General features: G+C 61.2%; 20 protein-coding genes and 9 pseudogenes. 16 read left to right on the top strand and 13 right to left on the bottom strand.

Features of this window, described 5'->3' with window-relative positions; genetic code table 11:
* Window positions 1-216 precede the first annotated feature (216 nt).
* The 9 genes and pseudogenes from ATB98_RS30220 to ATB98_RS24150 form a co-directional block, all read right to left on the bottom strand.
* Window positions 217-372: pseudogene (locus ATB98_RS30220) on the bottom strand (pyridoxamine 5'-phosphate oxidase family protein); the annotation flags it as partial.
* A gap of 81 nt (window positions 373-453) precedes the next feature.
* The gene (locus tag ATB98_RS24180) at window positions 454-1,092 is read right to left on the bottom strand and encodes a helix-turn-helix domain-containing protein (RefSeq protein ID WP_066878318.1); all 639 of its coding nucleotides are present in this window, start codon (window positions 1,090-1,092) and stop codon (window positions 454-456) included.
* Window positions 1,093-1,171: 79 nt separating this feature from the next.
* Window positions 1,172-1,519: a transcriptional regulator gene (locus ATB98_RS24175; RefSeq protein ID WP_066878316.1), complete on the bottom strand. Its 348-nt coding sequence runs from the start codon at window positions 1,517-1,519 to the stop codon at window positions 1,172-1,174.
* Window positions 1,520-1,616: 97 nt separating this feature from the next.
* Window positions 1,617-2,231: a response regulator FixJ gene (gene fixJ, locus ATB98_RS24170; protein ID WP_066878314.1), complete on the bottom strand. Its 615-nt coding sequence runs from the start codon at window positions 2,229-2,231 to the stop codon at window positions 1,617-1,619.
* Window positions 2,224-3,741 carry a PAS domain-containing sensor histidine kinase gene (gene fixL / locus ATB98_RS24165; RefSeq protein WP_066878312.1) on the bottom strand — a complete coding sequence of 506 codons (1,518 nt, stop codon included), beginning with the start codon at window positions 3,739-3,741 and terminating at the stop codon, window positions 2,224-2,226. The genes fixJ and fixL overlap by 8 nt, the downstream gene beginning before the upstream one ends.
* 152 nt (window positions 3,742-3,893) lie before the next feature.
* The gene (locus ATB98_RS24160; protein ID WP_157111073.1) at window positions 3,894-4,568 is read right to left on the bottom strand and encodes a NapC/NirT family cytochrome c; all 675 of its coding nucleotides are present in this window, start codon (window positions 4,566-4,568) and stop codon (window positions 3,894-3,896) included.
* A gap of 33 nt (window positions 4,569-4,601) precedes the next feature.
* Window positions 4,602-4,829 (bottom strand): annotated as a pseudogene (locus ATB98_RS30475) (nitrate reductase cytochrome c-type subunit); the annotation flags it as partial.
* A pseudogene (locus tag ATB98_RS30470) lies at window positions 4,830-5,140 on the bottom strand (twin-arginine translocation signal domain-containing protein); the annotation flags it as partial.
* Window positions 5,115-5,394: pseudogene (locus ATB98_RS24150) on the bottom strand (chaperone NapD). The pseudogenes ATB98_RS30470 and ATB98_RS24150, both read right to left, overlap by 26 nt.
* 8 nt (window positions 5,395-5,402) lie before the next feature.
* Here ATB98_RS24150 and ATB98_RS24145 point away from each other — a divergent pair.
* The 4 genes and pseudogenes from ATB98_RS24145 to ATB98_RS30205 form a co-directional block, all read left to right on the top strand.
* Window positions 5,403-5,792: pseudogene (locus tag ATB98_RS24145) on the top strand (recombinase family protein); the annotation flags it as partial.
* Window positions 5,793-5,955: 163 nt separating this feature from the next.
* Entirely contained in the window at window positions 5,956-6,210 is a 255-nt protein-coding gene (locus ATB98_RS24140) for a type II toxin-antitoxin system VapB family antitoxin (protein WP_066878310.1), read from the top strand.
* Window positions 6,210-6,596: a type II toxin-antitoxin system VapC family toxin gene (locus tag ATB98_RS24135; RefSeq protein ID WP_066878309.1), complete on the top strand. Its 387-nt coding sequence runs from the start codon at window positions 6,210-6,212 to the stop codon at window positions 6,594-6,596. The genes ATB98_RS24140 and ATB98_RS24135 overlap by 1 nt, the downstream gene beginning before the upstream one ends.
* 57 nt (window positions 6,597-6,653) lie before the next feature.
* Window positions 6,654-6,917, top strand: a pseudogene (locus tag ATB98_RS30205) (integrase); the annotation flags it as partial.
* Between the two features lie 151 nt (window positions 6,918-7,068).
* Here the strand turns inward: ATB98_RS30205 and ATB98_RS24130 are convergent.
* The 3 genes and pseudogenes from ATB98_RS24130 to ATB98_RS24125 form a co-directional block, all read right to left on the bottom strand.
* Window positions 7,069-7,437 (bottom strand): annotated as a pseudogene (locus tag ATB98_RS24130) (RES family NAD+ phosphorylase); the annotation flags it as partial.
* Window positions 7,437-7,508: pseudogene (locus tag ATB98_RS30465) on the bottom strand (type II toxin-antitoxin system RelE/ParE family toxin); the annotation flags it as partial. The pseudogenes ATB98_RS30465 and ATB98_RS24130, both read right to left, overlap by 1 nt.
* A 552-nt stretch (window positions 7,509-8,060) precedes the next feature.
* Window positions 8,061-8,267, bottom strand: a complete 207-nt coding sequence (locus ATB98_RS24125) for a cold-shock protein (RefSeq protein WP_066878305.1) — start codon at window positions 8,265-8,267, stop codon at window positions 8,061-8,063.
* Between the two features lie 174 nt (window positions 8,268-8,441).
* Between ATB98_RS24125 and ATB98_RS29215 the strand changes: the two are divergent.
* Window positions 8,442-8,592, top strand: a pseudogene (locus tag ATB98_RS29215) (integrase); the annotation flags it as partial.
* A 203-nt stretch (window positions 8,593-8,795) separates the two neighbouring features.
* On the opposite strand, the gene rctA reads toward ATB98_RS29215, so the two are convergent.
* On the bottom strand, window positions 8,796-9,164 hold the full coding sequence (gene rctA, locus ATB98_RS24115) for a conjugative transfer repressor RctA (protein WP_066878303.1): 369 nt from the start codon (window positions 9,162-9,164) through the stop codon (window positions 8,796-8,798).
* 96 nt (window positions 9,165-9,260) lie between these two features.
* Between rctA and ATB98_RS28340 the strand changes: the two genes are divergently transcribed.
* From ATB98_RS28340 to virB9, 11 genes are read left to right on the top strand one after another with little or no spacing between them, the layout of a single operon-like run.
* Window positions 9,261-9,779 (top strand): hypothetical protein, encoded by a 519-nt coding sequence (locus ATB98_RS28340; protein ID WP_084435768.1) that lies wholly within the window; start codon window positions 9,261-9,263, stop codon window positions 9,777-9,779.
* A 3-nt stretch (window positions 9,780-9,782) separates the two neighbouring features.
* Window positions 9,783-10,451, top strand: a complete 669-nt coding sequence (locus ATB98_RS24110) for a lysozyme family protein (RefSeq protein ID WP_066878301.1) — start codon at window positions 9,783-9,785, stop codon at window positions 10,449-10,451.
* The gene (locus ATB98_RS24105; RefSeq protein ID WP_066878299.1) at window positions 10,448-10,747 is read left to right on the top strand and encodes a TrbC/VirB2 family protein; all 300 of its coding nucleotides are present in this window, start codon (window positions 10,448-10,450) and stop codon (window positions 10,745-10,747) included. The genes ATB98_RS24110 and ATB98_RS24105 overlap by 4 nt, the downstream gene beginning before the upstream one ends.
* A 4-nt stretch (window positions 10,748-10,751) precedes the next feature.
* Complete coding sequence (locus tag ATB98_RS24100; RefSeq protein WP_066878298.1) at window positions 10,752-11,093, top strand: type IV secretion system protein VirB3; 342 nt, start codon at window positions 10,752-10,754, stop codon at window positions 11,091-11,093.
* Window positions 11,086-13,467 (top strand): VirB4 family type IV secretion/conjugal transfer ATPase, encoded by a 2,382-nt coding sequence (locus tag ATB98_RS24095; RefSeq protein WP_066878295.1) that lies wholly within the window; start codon window positions 11,086-11,088, stop codon window positions 13,465-13,467. Before ATB98_RS24100 ends, ATB98_RS24095 begins: the two co-directional genes overlap by 8 nt.
* Complete coding sequence (gene virB5 / locus ATB98_RS24090) at window positions 13,467-14,165, top strand: P-type DNA transfer protein VirB5 (RefSeq protein WP_066878293.1); 699 nt, start codon at window positions 13,467-13,469, stop codon at window positions 14,163-14,165. Before ATB98_RS24095 ends, virB5 begins: the two co-directional genes overlap by 1 nt.
* Complete coding sequence (locus ATB98_RS24085) at window positions 14,162-14,377, top strand: EexN family lipoprotein (protein WP_066878291.1); 216 nt, start codon at window positions 14,162-14,164, stop codon at window positions 14,375-14,377. The genes virB5 and ATB98_RS24085 overlap by 4 nt, the downstream gene beginning before the upstream one ends.
* A gap of 21 nt (window positions 14,378-14,398) precedes the next feature.
* Complete coding sequence (locus ATB98_RS24080) at window positions 14,399-15,334, top strand: type IV secretion system protein (protein ID WP_066878289.1); 936 nt, start codon at window positions 14,399-14,401, stop codon at window positions 15,332-15,334.
* A gap of 37 nt (window positions 15,335-15,371) precedes the next feature.
* Window positions 15,372-15,647 (top strand): hypothetical protein, encoded by a 276-nt coding sequence (locus tag ATB98_RS24075; protein WP_066878287.1) that lies wholly within the window; start codon window positions 15,372-15,374, stop codon window positions 15,645-15,647.
* 4 nt (window positions 15,648-15,651) lie between these two features.
* Window positions 15,652-16,323, top strand: a complete 672-nt coding sequence (locus tag ATB98_RS24070) for a virB8 family protein (RefSeq protein ID WP_066878285.1) — start codon at window positions 15,652-15,654, stop codon at window positions 16,321-16,323.
* Window positions 16,323-17,174 carry a P-type conjugative transfer protein VirB9 gene (gene virB9 / locus ATB98_RS24065; RefSeq protein ID WP_066878283.1) on the top strand — a complete coding sequence of 284 codons (852 nt, stop codon included), beginning with the start codon at window positions 16,323-16,325 and terminating at the stop codon, window positions 17,172-17,174. Before ATB98_RS24070 ends, virB9 begins: the two co-directional genes overlap by 1 nt.
* Window positions 17,175-17,183 lie beyond the last annotated feature (9 nt).

Here is a 17,183-nt window from a genome sequence, read left to right as displayed (position 1 = left end):
AGTCGCGTTCTAGGCACCTTGATTCAGATCAAGCGCTTTCACATGCTTCCGCCGCCCCAAAAGCATGGCTTCGAGAGCTCAGCGAAGGACAAGACGTGGGCGGGGAGCGAGCCACTCATCAACGCTCGCATTTCGTAGGGCAGATTCGGGATAAACGGGAGATAGCCGTACGAGGATGGAAACGTCGGTCGGTGCGCAATTCGTCTGCGGCAGGAGGCCCGGCATGGAAAAGCAGTGGAGGCAGTTGCCGGAGTGCGCATAGGTGATCGGCACTATGTAGGGCTGGCCGTCCTTGCAGCACGCCAATCGCGCCAGACGTCCGGCCGCGACGAGCGCTTGGCATTCTTCGCGAGACATTTCCCTAACGAACATGGCTGTTGCTCCTTCCGCTAGTCGCGAATGACCGGCGCCGGCAGAGAGCCAGAGGGGGCCTGATGCGCGCCCCGGCCAGGCTCAGTTGCAGAGCAAACGCAGAGCGTCCGGCTTCACGATGTCGATCGTCCTCGCGTCCCTTAGCGCGATGACGCTGCGCTCCTTCAGTTGCGTCACCACGCGCGACACGGTTTCGATCGTCAGGCCGAGATAGTCCGCTATATCCTGCCGCGACATGGGCAAGCGTAGCAGCCTGCCTCCTCCCTGACGTTCGCAAAGATCGACGAGGAATGCGGCAATCCGCTCCACGGCACATTGCCTGCCGATCACCAGAAGATGCTGCTGAGCTCGCGCCATGCCGGTCAACGCCAGCGCGAGAAGGTCTCGCGAACGCTCCTGCATCTGCCTGCGCCCGAAGACGGCTAGTGTTGTTTCGGTGATGGCTTCGGCAAAGAAAGAATGGTTGGACCCCGCTTCGAAACCGAACATTTCGCCTGGTAGGTGAAAGGATACGACCTGTCGACGTCCGTCCGAAAGCAGCCGGTAGACGCGCACGGCTCCTGCAGAAATCTGATAGAACTTGTCGTTCAAATCGCCCTCGGCATAGATCTCACGACCCGCCTTGTAGGTGGCGACAAGATGGGGCCTGGAAACTTGGGCCTGTGGAAGGTGTTCGGCCTGCTCGAAGGACTGTTGTTGGATTTGTGCAGCGGCGTACATGTCTTATCCCCTGTTATGTGTGGGGACAGATTGCCAATTCGCGTGACCTGGAGAAATTCGGTTAGATCACTAAGGGAAACTACTTAGCCGCTTCGGTCTGGCTGTTGATCATGCCGAGCAGGTCGGCGCCAGTGAACGGTTTGGTCAAGATCGCGTAGTCCGCACGTGGCTGAAGGGCCGACAAGCCATCGACCAGCAGTATCGCCCGGCGTCCAATATCCTTGAGCAATTGCGTGGCCGCCAAGAGCTCTGACTTCAACATCTCATCGTCGAGAATCGTGCAGAGCGCTTCCCGGCTAGAGGCTTCAGCCTTCTGCACGGTGTCGTAGGACTCGGTCGGGTATCCTTCGACTTCCAGCGCGAATGCAACGGACCGCCGGAGGCCTTGATCCGCTGCAACGACGACTATGCTTCTTCCAACCAACAATTTGAATCCCGCTCATCTGGCGTGCGTCTGTCCGCCGTGTGCCAGCATTAAAGCGCTTGCGGCGATGCGACGCATTGCGCGAGATCAACTCAGCAGATCAGGAAGGACCGAAACCTGCGGCCAGAGCCATTCGCACGAGATGGGGAAGGCTCTTCGCCTTCATCTTGGCCATCACATTGGCGCGGTGCACCTCGACGGTGCGTGGGCTGATGTCCAGGTCATAGGCGATCGACTTGTTGGGAAGGCCCGCCACGACGGCCGAGAGCACCTGGCGTTCTCTCTCACTCAGCGTCTCGAGCCTCGCCTGAATGTCATTGACCTCGTCCGTATCAGCATCCGGAACGACCAGATGTGCCGAGGCTCTCTCGATGGCCTCAATGATCACGGAGTCCTCAAATGGTTTCTCGATGAAGTCCACCGCCCCCGCTTTCATGGCCTCCACCGCCATGGGCACGTCGCCGTGCCCGGTTATCACGATTGAAGGTATCTTGATCTTCCGATCGCCAAGGTTGCGCAGGAGGTCGACGCCGGACATGTCCGGCATTCTCAGATCCGTCACGAGAACCCCGTTTCTGACGTCCGGTGCGAAGGCGAGGAAGGCCTCGGCCGATTGATGGATTCTGACCGCGAAGCCATTCATCGTCAGCATGAAGGCTAGCGACTTTCTGACCGCCTCTTCGTCGTCGACAATGTGCACCGTATAGTCAGTCATTGGCACCGATCCGTTCATCTACATAGGCCGGCAGCGTGAATCGGAAAGTAGCCCCACCCGCCGCATTTTTCGAGACGGTCATCTCACCGCCATGCGCCTCGACGATCCGCTTCGAAATGGACAGTCCGATTCCCATTCCGCTTGCTTTGGTCGTGATGAATGGCTTGAAGAGCTGGCCGGAGATTTCCTCCGGAATGCCTCCGCCCGTGTCTTCGACGACGACGGCAACCTCCCCCGCACCGGCCGGCATCGTGCGGATCGTCAGCTCTCGGCGGTCGACGTGGCGCATCGCCTCGATCGCGTTGCGCATCAGATTGATGAGGACCTGCTGGACCTGGATCCGGTCCACCATCACCATTGCGGCACCGGGCAGATATTCGAACACGGTCCGGACCCCCTGCTCGCGGGAGCCGACCAGAGCCAGCGCAGCCGCCTCCTCCACCAGCTTGCGAATGTCTTCCGGCGCCTTTTCTGTCTCGCCCTTCGTGACGAATTCCCTGAGATGTTTGATGATCTGGCCGGCCCGCAGCGACTGGCTCGCCACCTCTTCCAGCGCCTCGCGCATTCGCGTAGCGACGGCGTCGTCCATGTCACGCAACAGCCTCGTACAGCCATGCGAATAGTTGGCGATCGCCGACAACGGCTGGTTCAGTTCGTGGGCAAGCGTCGACGCCATCTCGCCCATCTCGTTGAGCCGGGCAAGGCGCGCTAGTTCAGCCTGGATTTGCTCGAGCCTCGCGGCGGACTCCTCCCGTTCCGTGAGGTCTCTGATGAAGCCTGTGAAGAACCTCTCTCCGCCTGACCGCATCTCTCCCACGGCGAGCTTCATCGGAAACGTCGATCCATCCTTCCGTTGCCCGGAGACGACGCGGTCGATGCCGATGATCCGCTTTTCGCCAGTGCTCAGGTATCGCTGCATGTATCCGTCGTGTTCGTGACGATAGGGTTGCGGCATCAATATGCGCAGGTTCTGGCCAACGACTTCCTCCTCCGCATATCCGAACTGCCGCACGGCAGCGGCGTTGAAGGACACGATTGTACCATCGGTGGCGCTGACCACCGTGGCGTCCGGAACAGTATCCAATATTGATCTCAGATGCGCATCGCGGGCCTTCACGACGTCCTCTGTCTTGGCGATGACGCGTCTGGCCGCCTGGAGCACTTCCGCGAGAGCCATGGTCAGAAGCACCGCCACTCCGAAGGACATCAACTCGACGACGCTCGGATGGGAGCCGCCCTCTCCTTGCTGAAGAGCGGTCGCTGCGGCAAATGACAGCCCGGCCGCAAAGGCGACCAGGCCCGATCGGCCGGCCATGACGACGAGAAGGATCGCCGGGATGAAGGAAAAGAGAATGGCGCTACCGCCCAAGAGCTGCCATAACCCGATGCGCAGGGCAACGACGCTCGACACCGCCGCCGTCGCGAGTATGTAGGCCGAGGTGCGATCGAGTTGCCATCTTATGAGCGAGCGCCCCAGACGCGTCCCCTCGACGATGCTCTTTGACTGCATTCCTTTTTCCACTGCAGGAATAAACTATGCGCTCTCGTCGCGATCGGGTCGCGGCCGGCTCCCGCACTCTCGTGCCTCTATAGTCCATCTTTGTGCAAGATGGCCAACGAACCAGTATGGAACAAATCGTCCCATGAATGCAGGGCTTGAAGTCAGTTCTCAGAGGCTACCATCCTGTGGGCATCGTTCATAGCCTTCCTAAGCTCATCGATCACGGAAGCAGCGGGCAGTGTCTCTCCCTCCAGTTCCGGCGGCAGCTTCCAGCCGGGCTCGACGCCTTGCATGTTCGGCAGTTCGTGCGCAATGCCCTTGTGGCAATCGATGCAGGTCGCCTTTCCGGGCAGCAGGTAGCGGGTATGGATCTCGGCGGCGCGTTGCGTCTGCTTCGAGAGGTCCATCGCCACCGAGGAGTGACAGTTGCGGCATTCAAGGCTGTCATTGGCCTTGAGCCGAGCCCATTCATGCTTGGCGAGCTCCAGCCGGTGGTCGAGGAATTTCTCGCGCGTGTTGATGGTTCCGAAGATCTTGCCCCAGACTTCCTTCGAGGCCTGCATCTTGCGAGCGATCTTATCCGTCCATTCGTGCGGAACATGGCAATCCGGGCAGCTCGCCCGCACGCCGGAGCGGTTAGAAAAATGAACCGTGCGCGTCAGCTCCTCATAGACGTTAGTCCGCATCTCATGACAGGAGACGCAAAACTCCTCGGTGTTGGTAAGCTCCAACGCGGTGTTGAAGGCGCCCCAGAAGATCACGCCGCCGACGAAGCCGCCGAGCATCAGGAAGGCGAGGCTGAGCGTTGCGGCCGGCGTGGTCAGAATGTTCCACACTCAGAGCAGAAGGCGCTTGATGCGAGCCATGGCCTACTCGCTCCCCGCATGCTTGACGCCCATCTCGCTCATGTCCCGGAAGGTGTTGCCGACGAGCGGGCGCACGTCGGCCTGCGGCACATGGCAGGCCGTGCAGAAATAGCGCCGAGGCGAAACGTCCGCGAGCATCTGCCCTTCCCGCGTCATGTAGTGCGTGACGCTGATCATCGGCGCGCCTGACTTCTGCGTCAGTTCTCGCTTGTGGCAGGAGAGGCAGCGGTTGGGCGTCTTCAGCCGGTCGGCCCCGTACATGATCTTCGACAGGAAGTAGCCCTTGATGCAGTTGAGGCCACGGTTGACCTCGGCCTGCATGTCGCCATGGGTGGCGACGACCTGTCCCTCCTTGACGCCGACCATGACGCCGCAGCCGGTGCCGCAGAAGCGGCACGGCGCTTTCGACCACTTATCTGCAGCGCTTCCACACCGCCCGGCACGGGCTGTGCCGCGGCGGGAAGCGCAATGCCCGCAGTGGCGGCGGCGATGCCGGCCGCATGCGCCTTCAAGATATCACGCCGCGTCAGTTCGCCGGTCATGGCAATCATCTCCTTGAGTTTCGACATGCTCAAAAACCATGTTGGCCGCCATCCAGCAGAGAGATGCGCGACAGGATTTCGCCAAGCGTCCCCGTGCTCTTTCCCTCGATCACGACTACGATCTTTCCCGCCTCGTGCGCGTAAACCTCGACGTTCGGCATGTCGGCTAGCCGAGCGACGACGCGCTCCTCCATATGCGGGATCGTGACGATGACCGCGCTGGAGATGTGATAAGTTGCGCTTGGATCAGACATGCGCGTGCGACGAGCTCATTTCATCCGCGCAGACGTGGCTGCCGATGGTGCGGCAACTCCGCCCTCAGCACAGTTGGGACAATGTCGTGCGGGTGCTCAATCGCCGCGGTCACGACTGGACCGTCGAGCGCCTCCGCCGTGCCGTTCATCGCCTGGGTCCGAGAAAAGCTGGCGGAAAAAGGACTCCTGGCCCGGTCCCCTCGCCGCGCTCCCGAAGACCATCTGATGAAGATGGTGGCGGCGATCGCCATTGCCGATCCCGATCTGTCGCTGCGCGACATTGCCGCGCAACTGGACCAGATGGGAGAACGGCCTGTGCGCGCGGCAAAAAATGGCAGCCCTCCTCCGTCCGGGACCTGCTGGACGAAGCCCGCCGGTTTGGCCTTATTCGCCGGTGAGGGTACGGTTTATCAGGCGACCGATCACGCCAGTCTTCGGGCCTTTTAAGATTGGCGTTCCGTATGCTGTGTCATGGCGACCAGCGGTAAGACCAGTTCCTCGCGCTTGCGCCAACGCAGGGACAAGGTAGAATATAGCTGATTAGGAACCAAGGAACCAAGAATGGCCCTCAGCATCAAAGACGTCGAGACGGAACGCCTCGCCAAGGCACTGGCAGAGAAAACCGGTGAAACCATTACCATGGCGACCCGCCGGGCACTGGAGGAACGGCTTCGGCGCGTCGCCAACGCCGGAAATCGCGACGTTCTTCTCGACGAGCTTGCCGCCAGCCGCAGACGCTGGGCGAAGCTACCGGTGCTCGATAGCCGCACCGCCGACGAGATTTTGGGATATGACGAAAACGGACTCCCCAGCTGATGATCATCGACACCTCCGCCGTCGTAGCGATCGCATTCAACGAGCCGGAAGCAGAAAGCTACGAACAAAAAGTCGTCGACGCTTCCCGACGCTTCATGTCGGCTGCGACAGTCCTCGAGATTGCCATAGTCATCGAGGCGCGCCTGGGCGAAGCCGGGGCTGCAGAACTAGATCTCTGGCTTCACAAAGCCGGCGTCGAGATCATCGCCGTCGACGCGGATCAGATCGCCGCTGCAAGGCGAGCCTGGCGCAGCTACGGCAAGGGCCGACATCCGGCGGGCCTGAACTATGGCGACTGCTTTTCCTATGCGCTCGCCAAGACGCGCAACGAACCGCTGCTCTTCAAAGGTGATGATTTTTCGCGCACGGACATCGAGGCGGCATGAGCGTTGCACCCCGGCAGCCGCGGCAAGCAGGATGTCCAAGATTCGGACAGCCAAGCGGTGCATGGCCGCGCCGAACAGCTTGACGCTCTGCATGCCAACCTGCCATTCGACCGTGCGACCAGCTTGCCGCGCTGCCGACCGACTACGACGTTGAGACACTGAAACACCTCGCTGGCGATGCTACGGGCGACAACACGCTGAGGGCACTCGCTTCCGACCTCGGCTGGTCTAGGTAGCTCACCTCGAGGCCTGGTGCCAGCTGGCAACCGGCGCCCCGTCCCCCGGCCGAAGGCAGAACCGCTGCTGTTGAAATTTTTCGCCGGTGGGCGCGGTGAAGTCTGGCTTGTGTCGAACAAAAACTCGAGGTCCAAAGCTGCATACACGCGACCGACGTCGCTCCTTACACGCCCGCTTGCCGCCCTGACGACGCACAAACGCTTCAGCCGGATGAGAACTGGTCGCGCCGCGCCAGTTACCTCCAGGACAGCCGATCTCTGTGTAGTCGGCCGCTAGGGTCGTTCGCGATTACCCGATGCGGGAGGTCCGGTCCCCACTTCCATAGGACAAGGTTTCGATCATCCTCCTCAGCGGCCGGCGCAAAGCTCGGCACCAGAATGCCGACGGTGCCACGCGAGCTCAGCCGATCATAAATCGCCCAGGAGGCGGGCGGCCTCCCTTCCGCAAGGGCTGTGGCCCAGCTGCAGGCCATCTCCTCCATCGGGACGGAAAATGCACTCCTCCCCTCCTCCGTGGTCAGGTCGGCCACGTCCTCGCAATCGATATCGTAGGAGCAGGGCACGCAGGGATCGATGCGATGCGCAAAGCCCTGATTGGCTTCCTCATACGTGTGAGCATATGTCTGATATGGTCCTGAGCGCCGTAGAAAATTGCAGCAGTCATGATCGTGCGACTATCTCTACCGGCATACCCGGCGCATCTTCGGCCGCACCTTCCGGTGATACCGGGCTTCGGGTCTTTGGGCCCCCTCGCCCGGAAGCGGACGCCTCCTATGCGCGTCCTGTTCGTCAGGCCGGCGCTTTGCTTACAGCAGACCCCTCCGCGCGGCGACGCCCTTGCTGTTCGGCTAACGGTTCCCATCACCAGGGCCCGTAGAGGACTATCACCTCCAAGTCATCGGCCGGATACCACCCCGGCCAAAGGTGCTTGCGCACCTACGCGCCATGCCTGGCGCACCCAAAAAAACCCGGCGCGGGAGGAGGTGCGCCGGGCTTCAATAAATGACGGAAAGCTGGGGAGGAGGAATGCCGTCCGCCGAACCGAAGCGGTTCGGGAGGAGGTGAATCGCTTCGCTCCTTAGAAAATGGTGTTGCAGTGCAATAAACTCAAGAGCGTTTACGCCCCGCGGGGGCAGGTATAGCACTGTTACCGCAGTCGCCGCATCCAAACGGAAAGGCCGAGTCGATCCCGGCGCTTCCAAAAGATCGCGTGGTGTGAGAAACCGGACTAGGCCTGCAAATTTTCCGCCGACACCTTGCCGGACTTGCGATCCTTCACCAGCTCATATGTGATCTTCTGGCCTTCGTTGAGGCCACGCATGCCAGCCCGCTCCACCGCGGAAATGTGGACGAAGACATCGGTGCTACCGTCATCCGCCTGAATGAAACCAAAGCCCTTCGTTGCGTTGAACCACTTTACTGTACCGGTCGGCATAACATCTTCCTCTTAGCACTGGCCTTGCCGAGCCGCGGGCTCGACTGAAGGCCCTTTTGAGCCGCACTGATAGCCGGTTCTGGCATCGACGGGCAGACCAAAGACCGTCGCGATTTTCCCGGCACTCCCCGCTAGAGCCCATTCTCGCGGCGAGGCGCTCGATCTATTCCCTTTATCAACCTGATCCTCAAGGCCCGTGCCTAAGCAGGCAGCTCTCGATCCAGCGCTATTTTCGGCGCATGGCTTGAGATCGGGCTACCTGACCGAGGCGGCAAACCGCGGTATTCCGCTGCCCGAGGCGATGCAGCAGTCACCGCACAAGACGCGTTTTCCGCTGAAGATCGGGCGGCGGATTCGCCGAGGATGGAGGATCGGCGTCAAATCGGCCGCCGGTGTCTTTGGTTGGTAAAGGCGGCGCTGTTCAGCGGTGACTAACGCGATGACGTCAAGTAGAGCGCTGTGCATATCGAGGGCGACAGTACGCCTCCGTTCCTTCACCCTCAGGATATTTCTGTCAGAATGCCGCCACTAAGTGCCTGGCTTTCGCTGCTCAGCCCCCAACCTTAGTCGATCGAAAATCTCCGGACAGAATTCGAACTGCCGCGCAGTTCCGCGACCCATGGAGTTCTTCACAATTGTCTCTGTGAGTATCCCACGCTCGATGAGCGGGTCGACCGTTTCCGCCACGGCATTGCGCGTCAATCCGGTATTTTTGACGATATTTGAGAGGGTTAGCTTTTCGTGGTTCTGATGCATCATGTAGAGAACGGTCATCATTCCGAGCTGCTTCAGCCGCGATTGTGGCGTCTCTCCGTCGATCGGTTTGTCCAGAACTTCCTGCAAGGCGTAGGCCGCAAATAGCTGGCCCTGCCAATGTGCGTTGAGTGCGCTTGTCATCTCTTATACTGTCATATATATGATTGTAAAACGAGTCGCGAAGCCACAGGGCCTGCTGGGCTCCGCACATACTCGCGTCGGTAAAGGGTATTGGTCATGGACAAGTCTCTCATGCAGGCAGTCGTCGCTGCAGCCAGCTTAGCGTCATTCTATCTTGTTTTCGATGGTAAAGCGCGAGCGGACGAGTGGGGATGCCAGGTTATCCTGTGCCTTTCCAATCGTGGCGGTCCGACGCAGTATACAGAGTGCCAGCCGCCCTTAGAGAAGCTCTGGCGCGCGCTTGCGAAAGGGCACTCTTTTCCGACCTGCAGCGGTGTCGGGTTTCGCGCATCGCGCCCCGTATACGAGCCCTATTACTGCAACGACGGCTACCTCCTGACGACGCGGTATGGAGATCGCGGGTTAGAGGCGAGCTGCATCTCGACCACGCCACAAACCGTCTCAGGTGATGAATGCTATTCCGGCAATGATCGGATCAACTCGGCAACGTGGCGGTGGAACGAAGGCCGCAGGGAGTGCCAACGCTATGTGACGACGCGGCCGAACGTCCGCCCGCAGCCTCATTACATCGACGTGACCATCGACGGCGTCGGCAAACAAAGGGTGTGGTACTGAGCCATGCCTGTTTCCTTCCTCGATCTGGCGCAAACTTGCGCGCCGATAGTTGCGGCCGAGACACTCGCGTGCGTCTTCAGTCTTGAATGTCGCTTCGAGCCGTTCGCCATCCGGATCAACAGCGGCGCCCCGCTCCCGGAGCAGCCCGCGACCAAGGCGGAAGCGATCGAGATCGCCACCTCGCTGGTAGCCGAGCGCCAGGATATCCAGCTCGGCCTCGGCGGCATCGGCATGGAGGAACTCCGGAAGCTGAAACTCTCGATCCCCGACGCCTTCGATCCGTGCCCCAACCTTCAGGCCACGGCGACGCTGCTCGATCGCTACTATCGGCTGGCCATCCAGGCTGGCGCCGATCCGGAGCGGGCCGAGCAGGTGATGCTGCAATCCTGGTACGGGTGGGACGATCCCTCCGTAGGCGCCATGGTCCAGTACGACGAGCAGGTCCGGCAGGAAGTGAAGCGGCTCGGCAAAACCCTCGCGACTCTCACGATCGACGATGGCGGAGAGGGCATGGGGCCGGAGACAACGGCTGCCGATGTCGCGGTCGGAGCCCAGAGCGATGATGCACCTGTCGAGCACACAGCGTCCGCGCCGACCTGGCATGTTTTCGGTTCGCGACGGAGATCTTCCGTCCTGGTGTTTCAGAACAGTCAATTGGAGCAGAGTGAATGACCTTCAGTTCCCATATCCGCCCTGTCGCCGCCTCCACCTTGATGGCCGTCGCCATCGTTGCCGCCCTGGTCGAGCCGGCCTTCGCGCAGGCCGCCGGCATCGAAACCGTGCTGCAGAACATCGTCGATATGCTGACCGGCAACATCGCCAAGCTGCTGGCGGTCATCGCGGTGATCGTAATCTGCATCGCCTGGATGTTCGGCTATATGGATCTGAGACGCGCAGGGTTCTGGATCATCGGCATCGGCGGCATCTTCGGCGCCACCGAACTCGTCAACACCATTGTCGGAAGCTGACGCCATGGCGAACCAACGGCCGGCGCTCGAGGAAGACACGCTGTTCATTGCCTGCACCCGGCCGGCGATAATCGCCGGCGTGACGATGGAAGCCATGGGCATGAATATCATGCTCACGACCATCCTCTACATCGTCGCCGGCTCGATCGCCTATGCGCTCGTCGGCGTCGTCTTCCACCTGGTGTTTCGCGCGCTCGTCAAGCACGACCACAACATGTTCCGCATCCTGCTGGCCTGGGTGGAGACCCGCGGCCGGTCCCGCAACAACGCCTATTGGGGCGGCGCAACGCTTAGCCCCCTGAAGCTCGCCCGCAAATACGACGAAAGGGACCTCGGATTTGCTTGAGCGTACCACACTCAGATCTCGCGAACTCGGTCCGGAGACCTTCATCCCCTATGTCCGCCACGTCGACGAAGCAACGATCGCGCTCGATTCCCGGGCGCTGATGGTGATGATCGCGCTCGAAGGCGTCTCCTTCGAGACCGCGGATGTTCTCGACCTCAATGCCCTCCATCGCGACCTCAACACCCTCTACCGAAACATCGCCGACGAGCGGCTTGCCCTGTGGACCCATCTCATCCGCCGTCGCGACAACAGCTATCCGGAGGGCACGTTCACCACACCGTTCTCGACGGCGCTCAACGATAAGTATCGCGCCCGCATGGTGGGCGCGGACCTGTTCCGCAACGACCTCTATCTGACGATCCTCTGGTCTCCGGCCCGCGATCCGGCGGACAAGGCGGCAAAGCTGCTGTCGCGCCTGCGCCGGGCGCGCCGGGCCGGGGCCGAACTCGATGAGGAAGCCCTCAAGCAGCTTCGCGACAAGGTCATCGATATCACTGCGGCGTTGGAACGCTTCGAGCCCCGCGTGTTGTCCCTCTACAAGCACGATGACCTCATGTTCTCGGAGCCGAGCGAAGTGCTGCATCAGCTCGTCGGAGGCCGGCGCGAGCCGATCCCGCTGACCGAGGGCCGCCTTGCCTCGGCGATCTACTCGGACCGGGTCATCGTCGGTCGCGAGACTGTCGAGATCCGCCATGAAGCGACAAGCCGCTACGCCGGCATCCTCAGTTTCAAGGAATACCCGGCCCGCACCAGGACAGGCATGCTCGATAGCGTGCTCACCAGTCCTTTCGAGCTCATCCTGGCGCAATCCTTCTCCTTCGTCTCGAAGGCCGATGCCCGCGTCATCATGGGCCGCAAGCAGAACCAGATGGTCAGCAGCGGCGACAAGGCGGCCTCGCAGATCGAGGAGCTTGATGGGGCGATGGACGATCTGGAGTCCAACTGGTTCGTGCTCGGCGAACACCACCTGACACTGTCCGTCTTTGCCCCCTCAGTAAAGGAACTGACCGACAATCTCGCCAAGGCACGCGCCAGCCTGACCAGCGGCGGCGCTGTCGTCGCGCGCGAGGATCTCGGTCTCGATGCGGCATGGTGGGCGCAGCTGCCGGGCAACTTCCGCTATCGCGCCAGGTCTGGCGCGATCACATCGCGGAACTTCGCCGCTTTGTCGCCCTTCCACTCCTATCCGCTTGGCCAGAAGGACAGCAATGAATGGGGCTCCGCAGTCGCCCTGCTCAAGACAGCGTCGGGGTCACCGTACTACTTCAACTTCCATTACGGCGATCTCGGCAATACCTTCGTCTGCGGGCCGTCCGGCGCCGGCAAGACCGTGCTCTTAAATTTCATGCTGTCGCAGCTCGAGAAGCACGACCCGCACGTCGTGTTCTTCGACAAGGACAGGGGGGCCGATCTCTACGTGCGCGCTGCCGGCGGCACCTATCTGCCGCTCAAGAACGGTGTGCCGACGGGCTGCGCTCCCCTGAAGGCCCTCGACCTCACGCCGGAGAACAAGGTGTTCCTGACGCGCTGGGTCGGCAAGCTTGTCGGCTCGGCGACGCGAGAGCTGAGCGTGACCGATCTCCGCGACATCGCCGCCGCCATCGACGGCCTCGCCGACCTGCCGGCGGAGCGCCGGACGATCGGCGCGCTCAGGACCTTTCTCAACAACACCGACCCGGAAGGCATCGCGGCAAGGCTGCGGCGGTGGGAAAGGGACGGACCGCTCGGTTGGGTGTTTGACAACGTCATCGAGGATATCGGTTTCGGCGAATTCGGCGTCGGCGGCAAGTTTATCGGCTACGACATGACCGACTTTCTCGACAATGAGGAAATCCGCGCGCCTCTGATGGCCTACCTCTTCCATCGCGTCGAGCAATTGATCGACGGCCGACGGATCATCATCGTTATCGATGAGTTCTGGAAGGCGCTCCAGGACGAAGGGTTCCGGGACCTCGCCCAGAACAAGCTGAAGACGATCCGCAAGCAGAATGGACTCATGCTCTTTGCGACGCAGAGCCCACGGGATGCAATCGTCTCGCCGATCGCCCATACGATCATCGAGCAATGCCCGACGCAGATCTTCCTGCCGAACGCCCGCGGCAACCATGCCGACTATGTCGATGGCTTCAAGCTGACGGAGCGCGAGTTCGAGCTGGTCGCACGCGAGCTCTCGGTCGAGAGCCGGCGGTTCGTCCTGAAGCAGGGCCACAACAGCGTCGTCGCCGAGCTCAACCTCAGCGGCTTCGATGACGAGCTCGCCATTCTCTCCGGCCGAACCGCCAATGTCGAGCTTGCTGAGGCGATCCGCGCCGAGGTTGGCAACGATCCCAAGGATTGGCTTCCCGTTTTCCAGAAAAGAAGGAGTGCGAGCTGATGGCTTCCTATCGACTTCACGGCGCGGCGCTCGCCGCTGCGCTGATCCTTTCCGCAGGCAGTGCGGTGGGGCAGGGGATCCCGGTGATTGACCAGACCGCGATCGCCAAGCAGATCGAGAGCATCGCGCAGTTGAAGGCACAGCTCGACGCGCTCAATCAGCAGATCGAGCAGGCGCAGCAGCTCTACGGTTCGCTCAACAAGCTGACCGACATGGCGGACGTTGCGAGCGTCTTGAACGATCCGGCCATTCGCCAAGCGCTGCCGGCGGACTTCAGCGCGATCGAGGGACTGTTCAAGGGCAACGGCACCGGTGTCTTCAACGACTCCGCGTCGAAATTCCTTGAAAGCAATTCGACCTATCGGACGGGCACCGACGACTTCTACGCGCAGGAGCTTTCGCGCATCCAGAACAAGAACGCCGGCCAGATGAGCCTCGGTCAGCAGATTTATGACGCCGCGACCAAGCGGATCGACGGTATCGACCAGCTGCGCGAGAAAATCTCGACGGCGAGCGACGCCAAGGACATCGCCGACCTGCAGGCGCGGCTTCAGGCCGAGCACGCCTTCCTACAGACCGATGTGTTGCGGATGGAAGGCTTGCGCATGGTGCAGCAGGCGCAGGCTCAGGTCGATGAGCAGCGCAAGGCCGAGGACTGGCGCCAGCGCATGGATGCCATGGGAGCCGCACTGCAATGAGGCTGCGTTTTCTTTCTGTTTTTCTCATCGTTCTGGCCGCTTGCTCGCAGGAAGCCGAGCGCGTCCATACCGTCGATGAACTGATGGCCGACAAAGCGCTGCTTGCCGACGTGATCGGCGAATGCCGCCGCAATTCGGGTGAGTTGGGTAAAACTCCAAATTGCCAAAACGCTGCGGCCGCGGATTTCAGGGCCCGCCTTGAACGAATGTAAAAAACGCTCGGAGTCAAAACCGTGTATCAAGTCTTCGCCTTTATCGACGGGCAGTTCAAGGCACCACTCGAGAACTTCATCTCCTCGGGAACGTCGAACATTGCCGAGTGGGCCTCGGGGCCCCTGACGGCGGCGGTCACCCTTTACGTGGTCCTCTATGGCTATCTCGTTCTTCGCGGCTCGGTTCAGGAACCGATGCTCGATTTCGCCTTCCACGCGATCAAGCTCGCCATGATCGTGATGCTGGTAGAGAACGCCAGCGAATATCAGACCTATGTCACCAACATCTTCTTCGACGTGCTTCCACGCGAAATCTCGCAGGCGCTGAACACCGGCAGGGCGCCGAGCGCCTCGACCTTCGACAGCCTGCTCGACAAGGGGCAACAGTGTGCCAAAGAGATCTGGGCGCGCGCCTCCTGGCCTATTGACATCGTCAGCGGCACCAGCGGCATGCTCGTGATCGGCGCAAGCTTCATTGTCGCCGCCATAGGCTACATCGTCTCGCTCTATGCCAGGCTGGCGTTGGCAATCGTGCTCGCGATCGGTCCGATCTTCGTGGCGCTCGCCATGTTCCAGTCGACGCGGCGTTTCACCGAGGCCTGGATCGGGCAGCTTGCGAACTTCGTAATCCTCCAGGTTCTCGTCGTCGCCGTCGGCTCGCTGCTGATAACCTGCATCGACACAACCTTCACGGCGATCGAGGGATACAGCGACGTGCTGATGCGGCCGATCGCGCTTTGCGCCATCTGCCTCGCCGCCCTCTATGTCTTCTACCAGCTTCCGGGCATCGCGTCGGCGCTCGCCGTCGGCGGGGCGTCGTTGACCTACGGCTACGGCGCCGCACGCGACGCCCACGAAAGCACGCTCGCTTGGGCAGCATCCCATACCGTCCGTGCGGCCGGACGCGGTGTCCGCGCCGTTGGTCGAACCTTCAGCTCGAAAGGCTCCGGATCATGACGCTTTTCGCACGAACAAGAAAAAAGGCTCTCCCGGAATGATCAGAACAATTCCGCTGCTTTGCATGGCCGCCGCCTTAAGCGGTTGCGCTTCACTGACCTATCCTCTCCCGAAATGCGACGGCTATTCGCGCCGTCCTCTCAATCGCTCGATGTGGCATTGGGAAGACAATAGCAACCTCAACCAGAAACAGGCCGATGCGCGGCCGGCAGCGTCTCAGTCGGTCGCCATGGCTTACTTCGAAGAGGGCAGGGAACCTCCCGCCTTTGCCCATCTCGACATCGATGCATCCTATCGTTCTTGCAAGGGTTGACGCCATGGTCTCCGGGGACGAACTCAAGTCATATTTCGAGAAAGCGCGGCGTTTCGATCAGGATCGCATGATCCAGGTTGAACGCTCGATGCGCATCGCCTGGTCCGTTGCCATCATAGGCGGCATTCTTGCGGGCGCTTCGATATTCGCCGTCGCCGGCCTCACCCCGCTGAAGACGGTGGAGCCGTTCGTCGTGCGGGTCGACAAGTCGACGGGCATCGTCGATGTCGTCTCGGCGTTGACCTCAACGGCCGGCACCTATGATGAGGCTGTGACCAAATATTTCGCCGCGAAATACGTCCGTGCCCGGGAAGGCTATGTCTGGAGCGAGGCGGAGGAGAATTTCCGCACCGTCGCGCTTCTGTCCACCCAGCCGGAGCAGGCCCGGTTTTCGGCCACCTTTCGCGGCAGCAATCCGGAGTCGCCGCAGAACACCTATGGGCGGAATGCCACCGCGCGCATCAGCGTCGCCTCGATCTCGCTGATCAATCCGCATGTCGTCTCCGTTCGGTACATGCGCACGGTCACCCGCGGGGAAGACGTCCGGACAACCCATTGGGTTGCGACGCTCACCTTCTCCTATGTGAACGCACCGATGTCGTCGACGGATCGGCTGGTGAACCCTCTCGGTTTTGCGGTCAGCGAATACCGGGCCGATCCGGAGGCCATCAACTGATGCGGACTGTCTTCATCGCCACCCTCCTCCTTGCGGCCACCGCCTCCATGGCGCTTGCCCTCGAAATTCCGCGCGGCGCATCGCAGGACAGCCGTGTGCGTTTCGTCGACTACCAGCCCTACAACATCACCCGCATCATCGGCTCGCTGCGCTCCTCGGTACAGGTGGAGTTCGCTGCTGACGAGGAGATCGCGCATGTCGCGCTCGGCAACAGCGTTGCCTGGGAGGTGGCGCCCGCCGGCAACATCCTGTTTCTCAAACCGCGGGAGATTCAGCCGGTCACCAACATCTCCGTCGTGACCACCCGGCGCGATGGTTCTACCCGAAGCTACCAGATGGAACTGACCGTACGGGATGGCAACGTGGAGGCGGGCCAGAACACCTACTTTTACGTCAAGTATCGCTATCCGGCCGATGAGGCCGAGCGTCAGCGCCATGCCGCGGCGGCGCGCGCGCTCGCTGCCCAGGCGAAGGAAGCCGACAGCGTGCTGGCCATTCATGAGGCCTATGGACCGCGGAACTGGCGCTATTCGGCGCAAGGGGCGCAGGCGCTGGAGCCGCAATCGGTCTACGACAATGGCAAGGTCACGACCTTTGCCTTCATTGGCAACCAGGAAATGCCAGCCATCTACATCGAGAACTCGGACGGCAGCGAGAGCCTGGTTCCGAAGTCCGTCGACGGCAACCTTGTCCTCGTCCACGCGATCAGTCGAAAGTTCATTCTGCGGAGCGGTGGGGACGTGCTCTGCGTCTTCAACGAAGCCTACGACCGCTTCGGCATCAATCCTGATACCGACACGACCTCGCCGTTGGTAGAGCGTGTCGTGAAGACCGAAGTCACGGCACAGTAGGGAGTTGTC

Origin of the sequence: Sinorhizobium saheli (assembly GCF_001651875.1) — a bacterium.
GTDB classification, from domain to species: Bacteria; Pseudomonadota; Alphaproteobacteria; order Rhizobiales; family Rhizobiaceae; genus Sinorhizobium; species Sinorhizobium saheli.
This window is presented reverse-complemented; position numbering and strand designations above follow the sequence as displayed.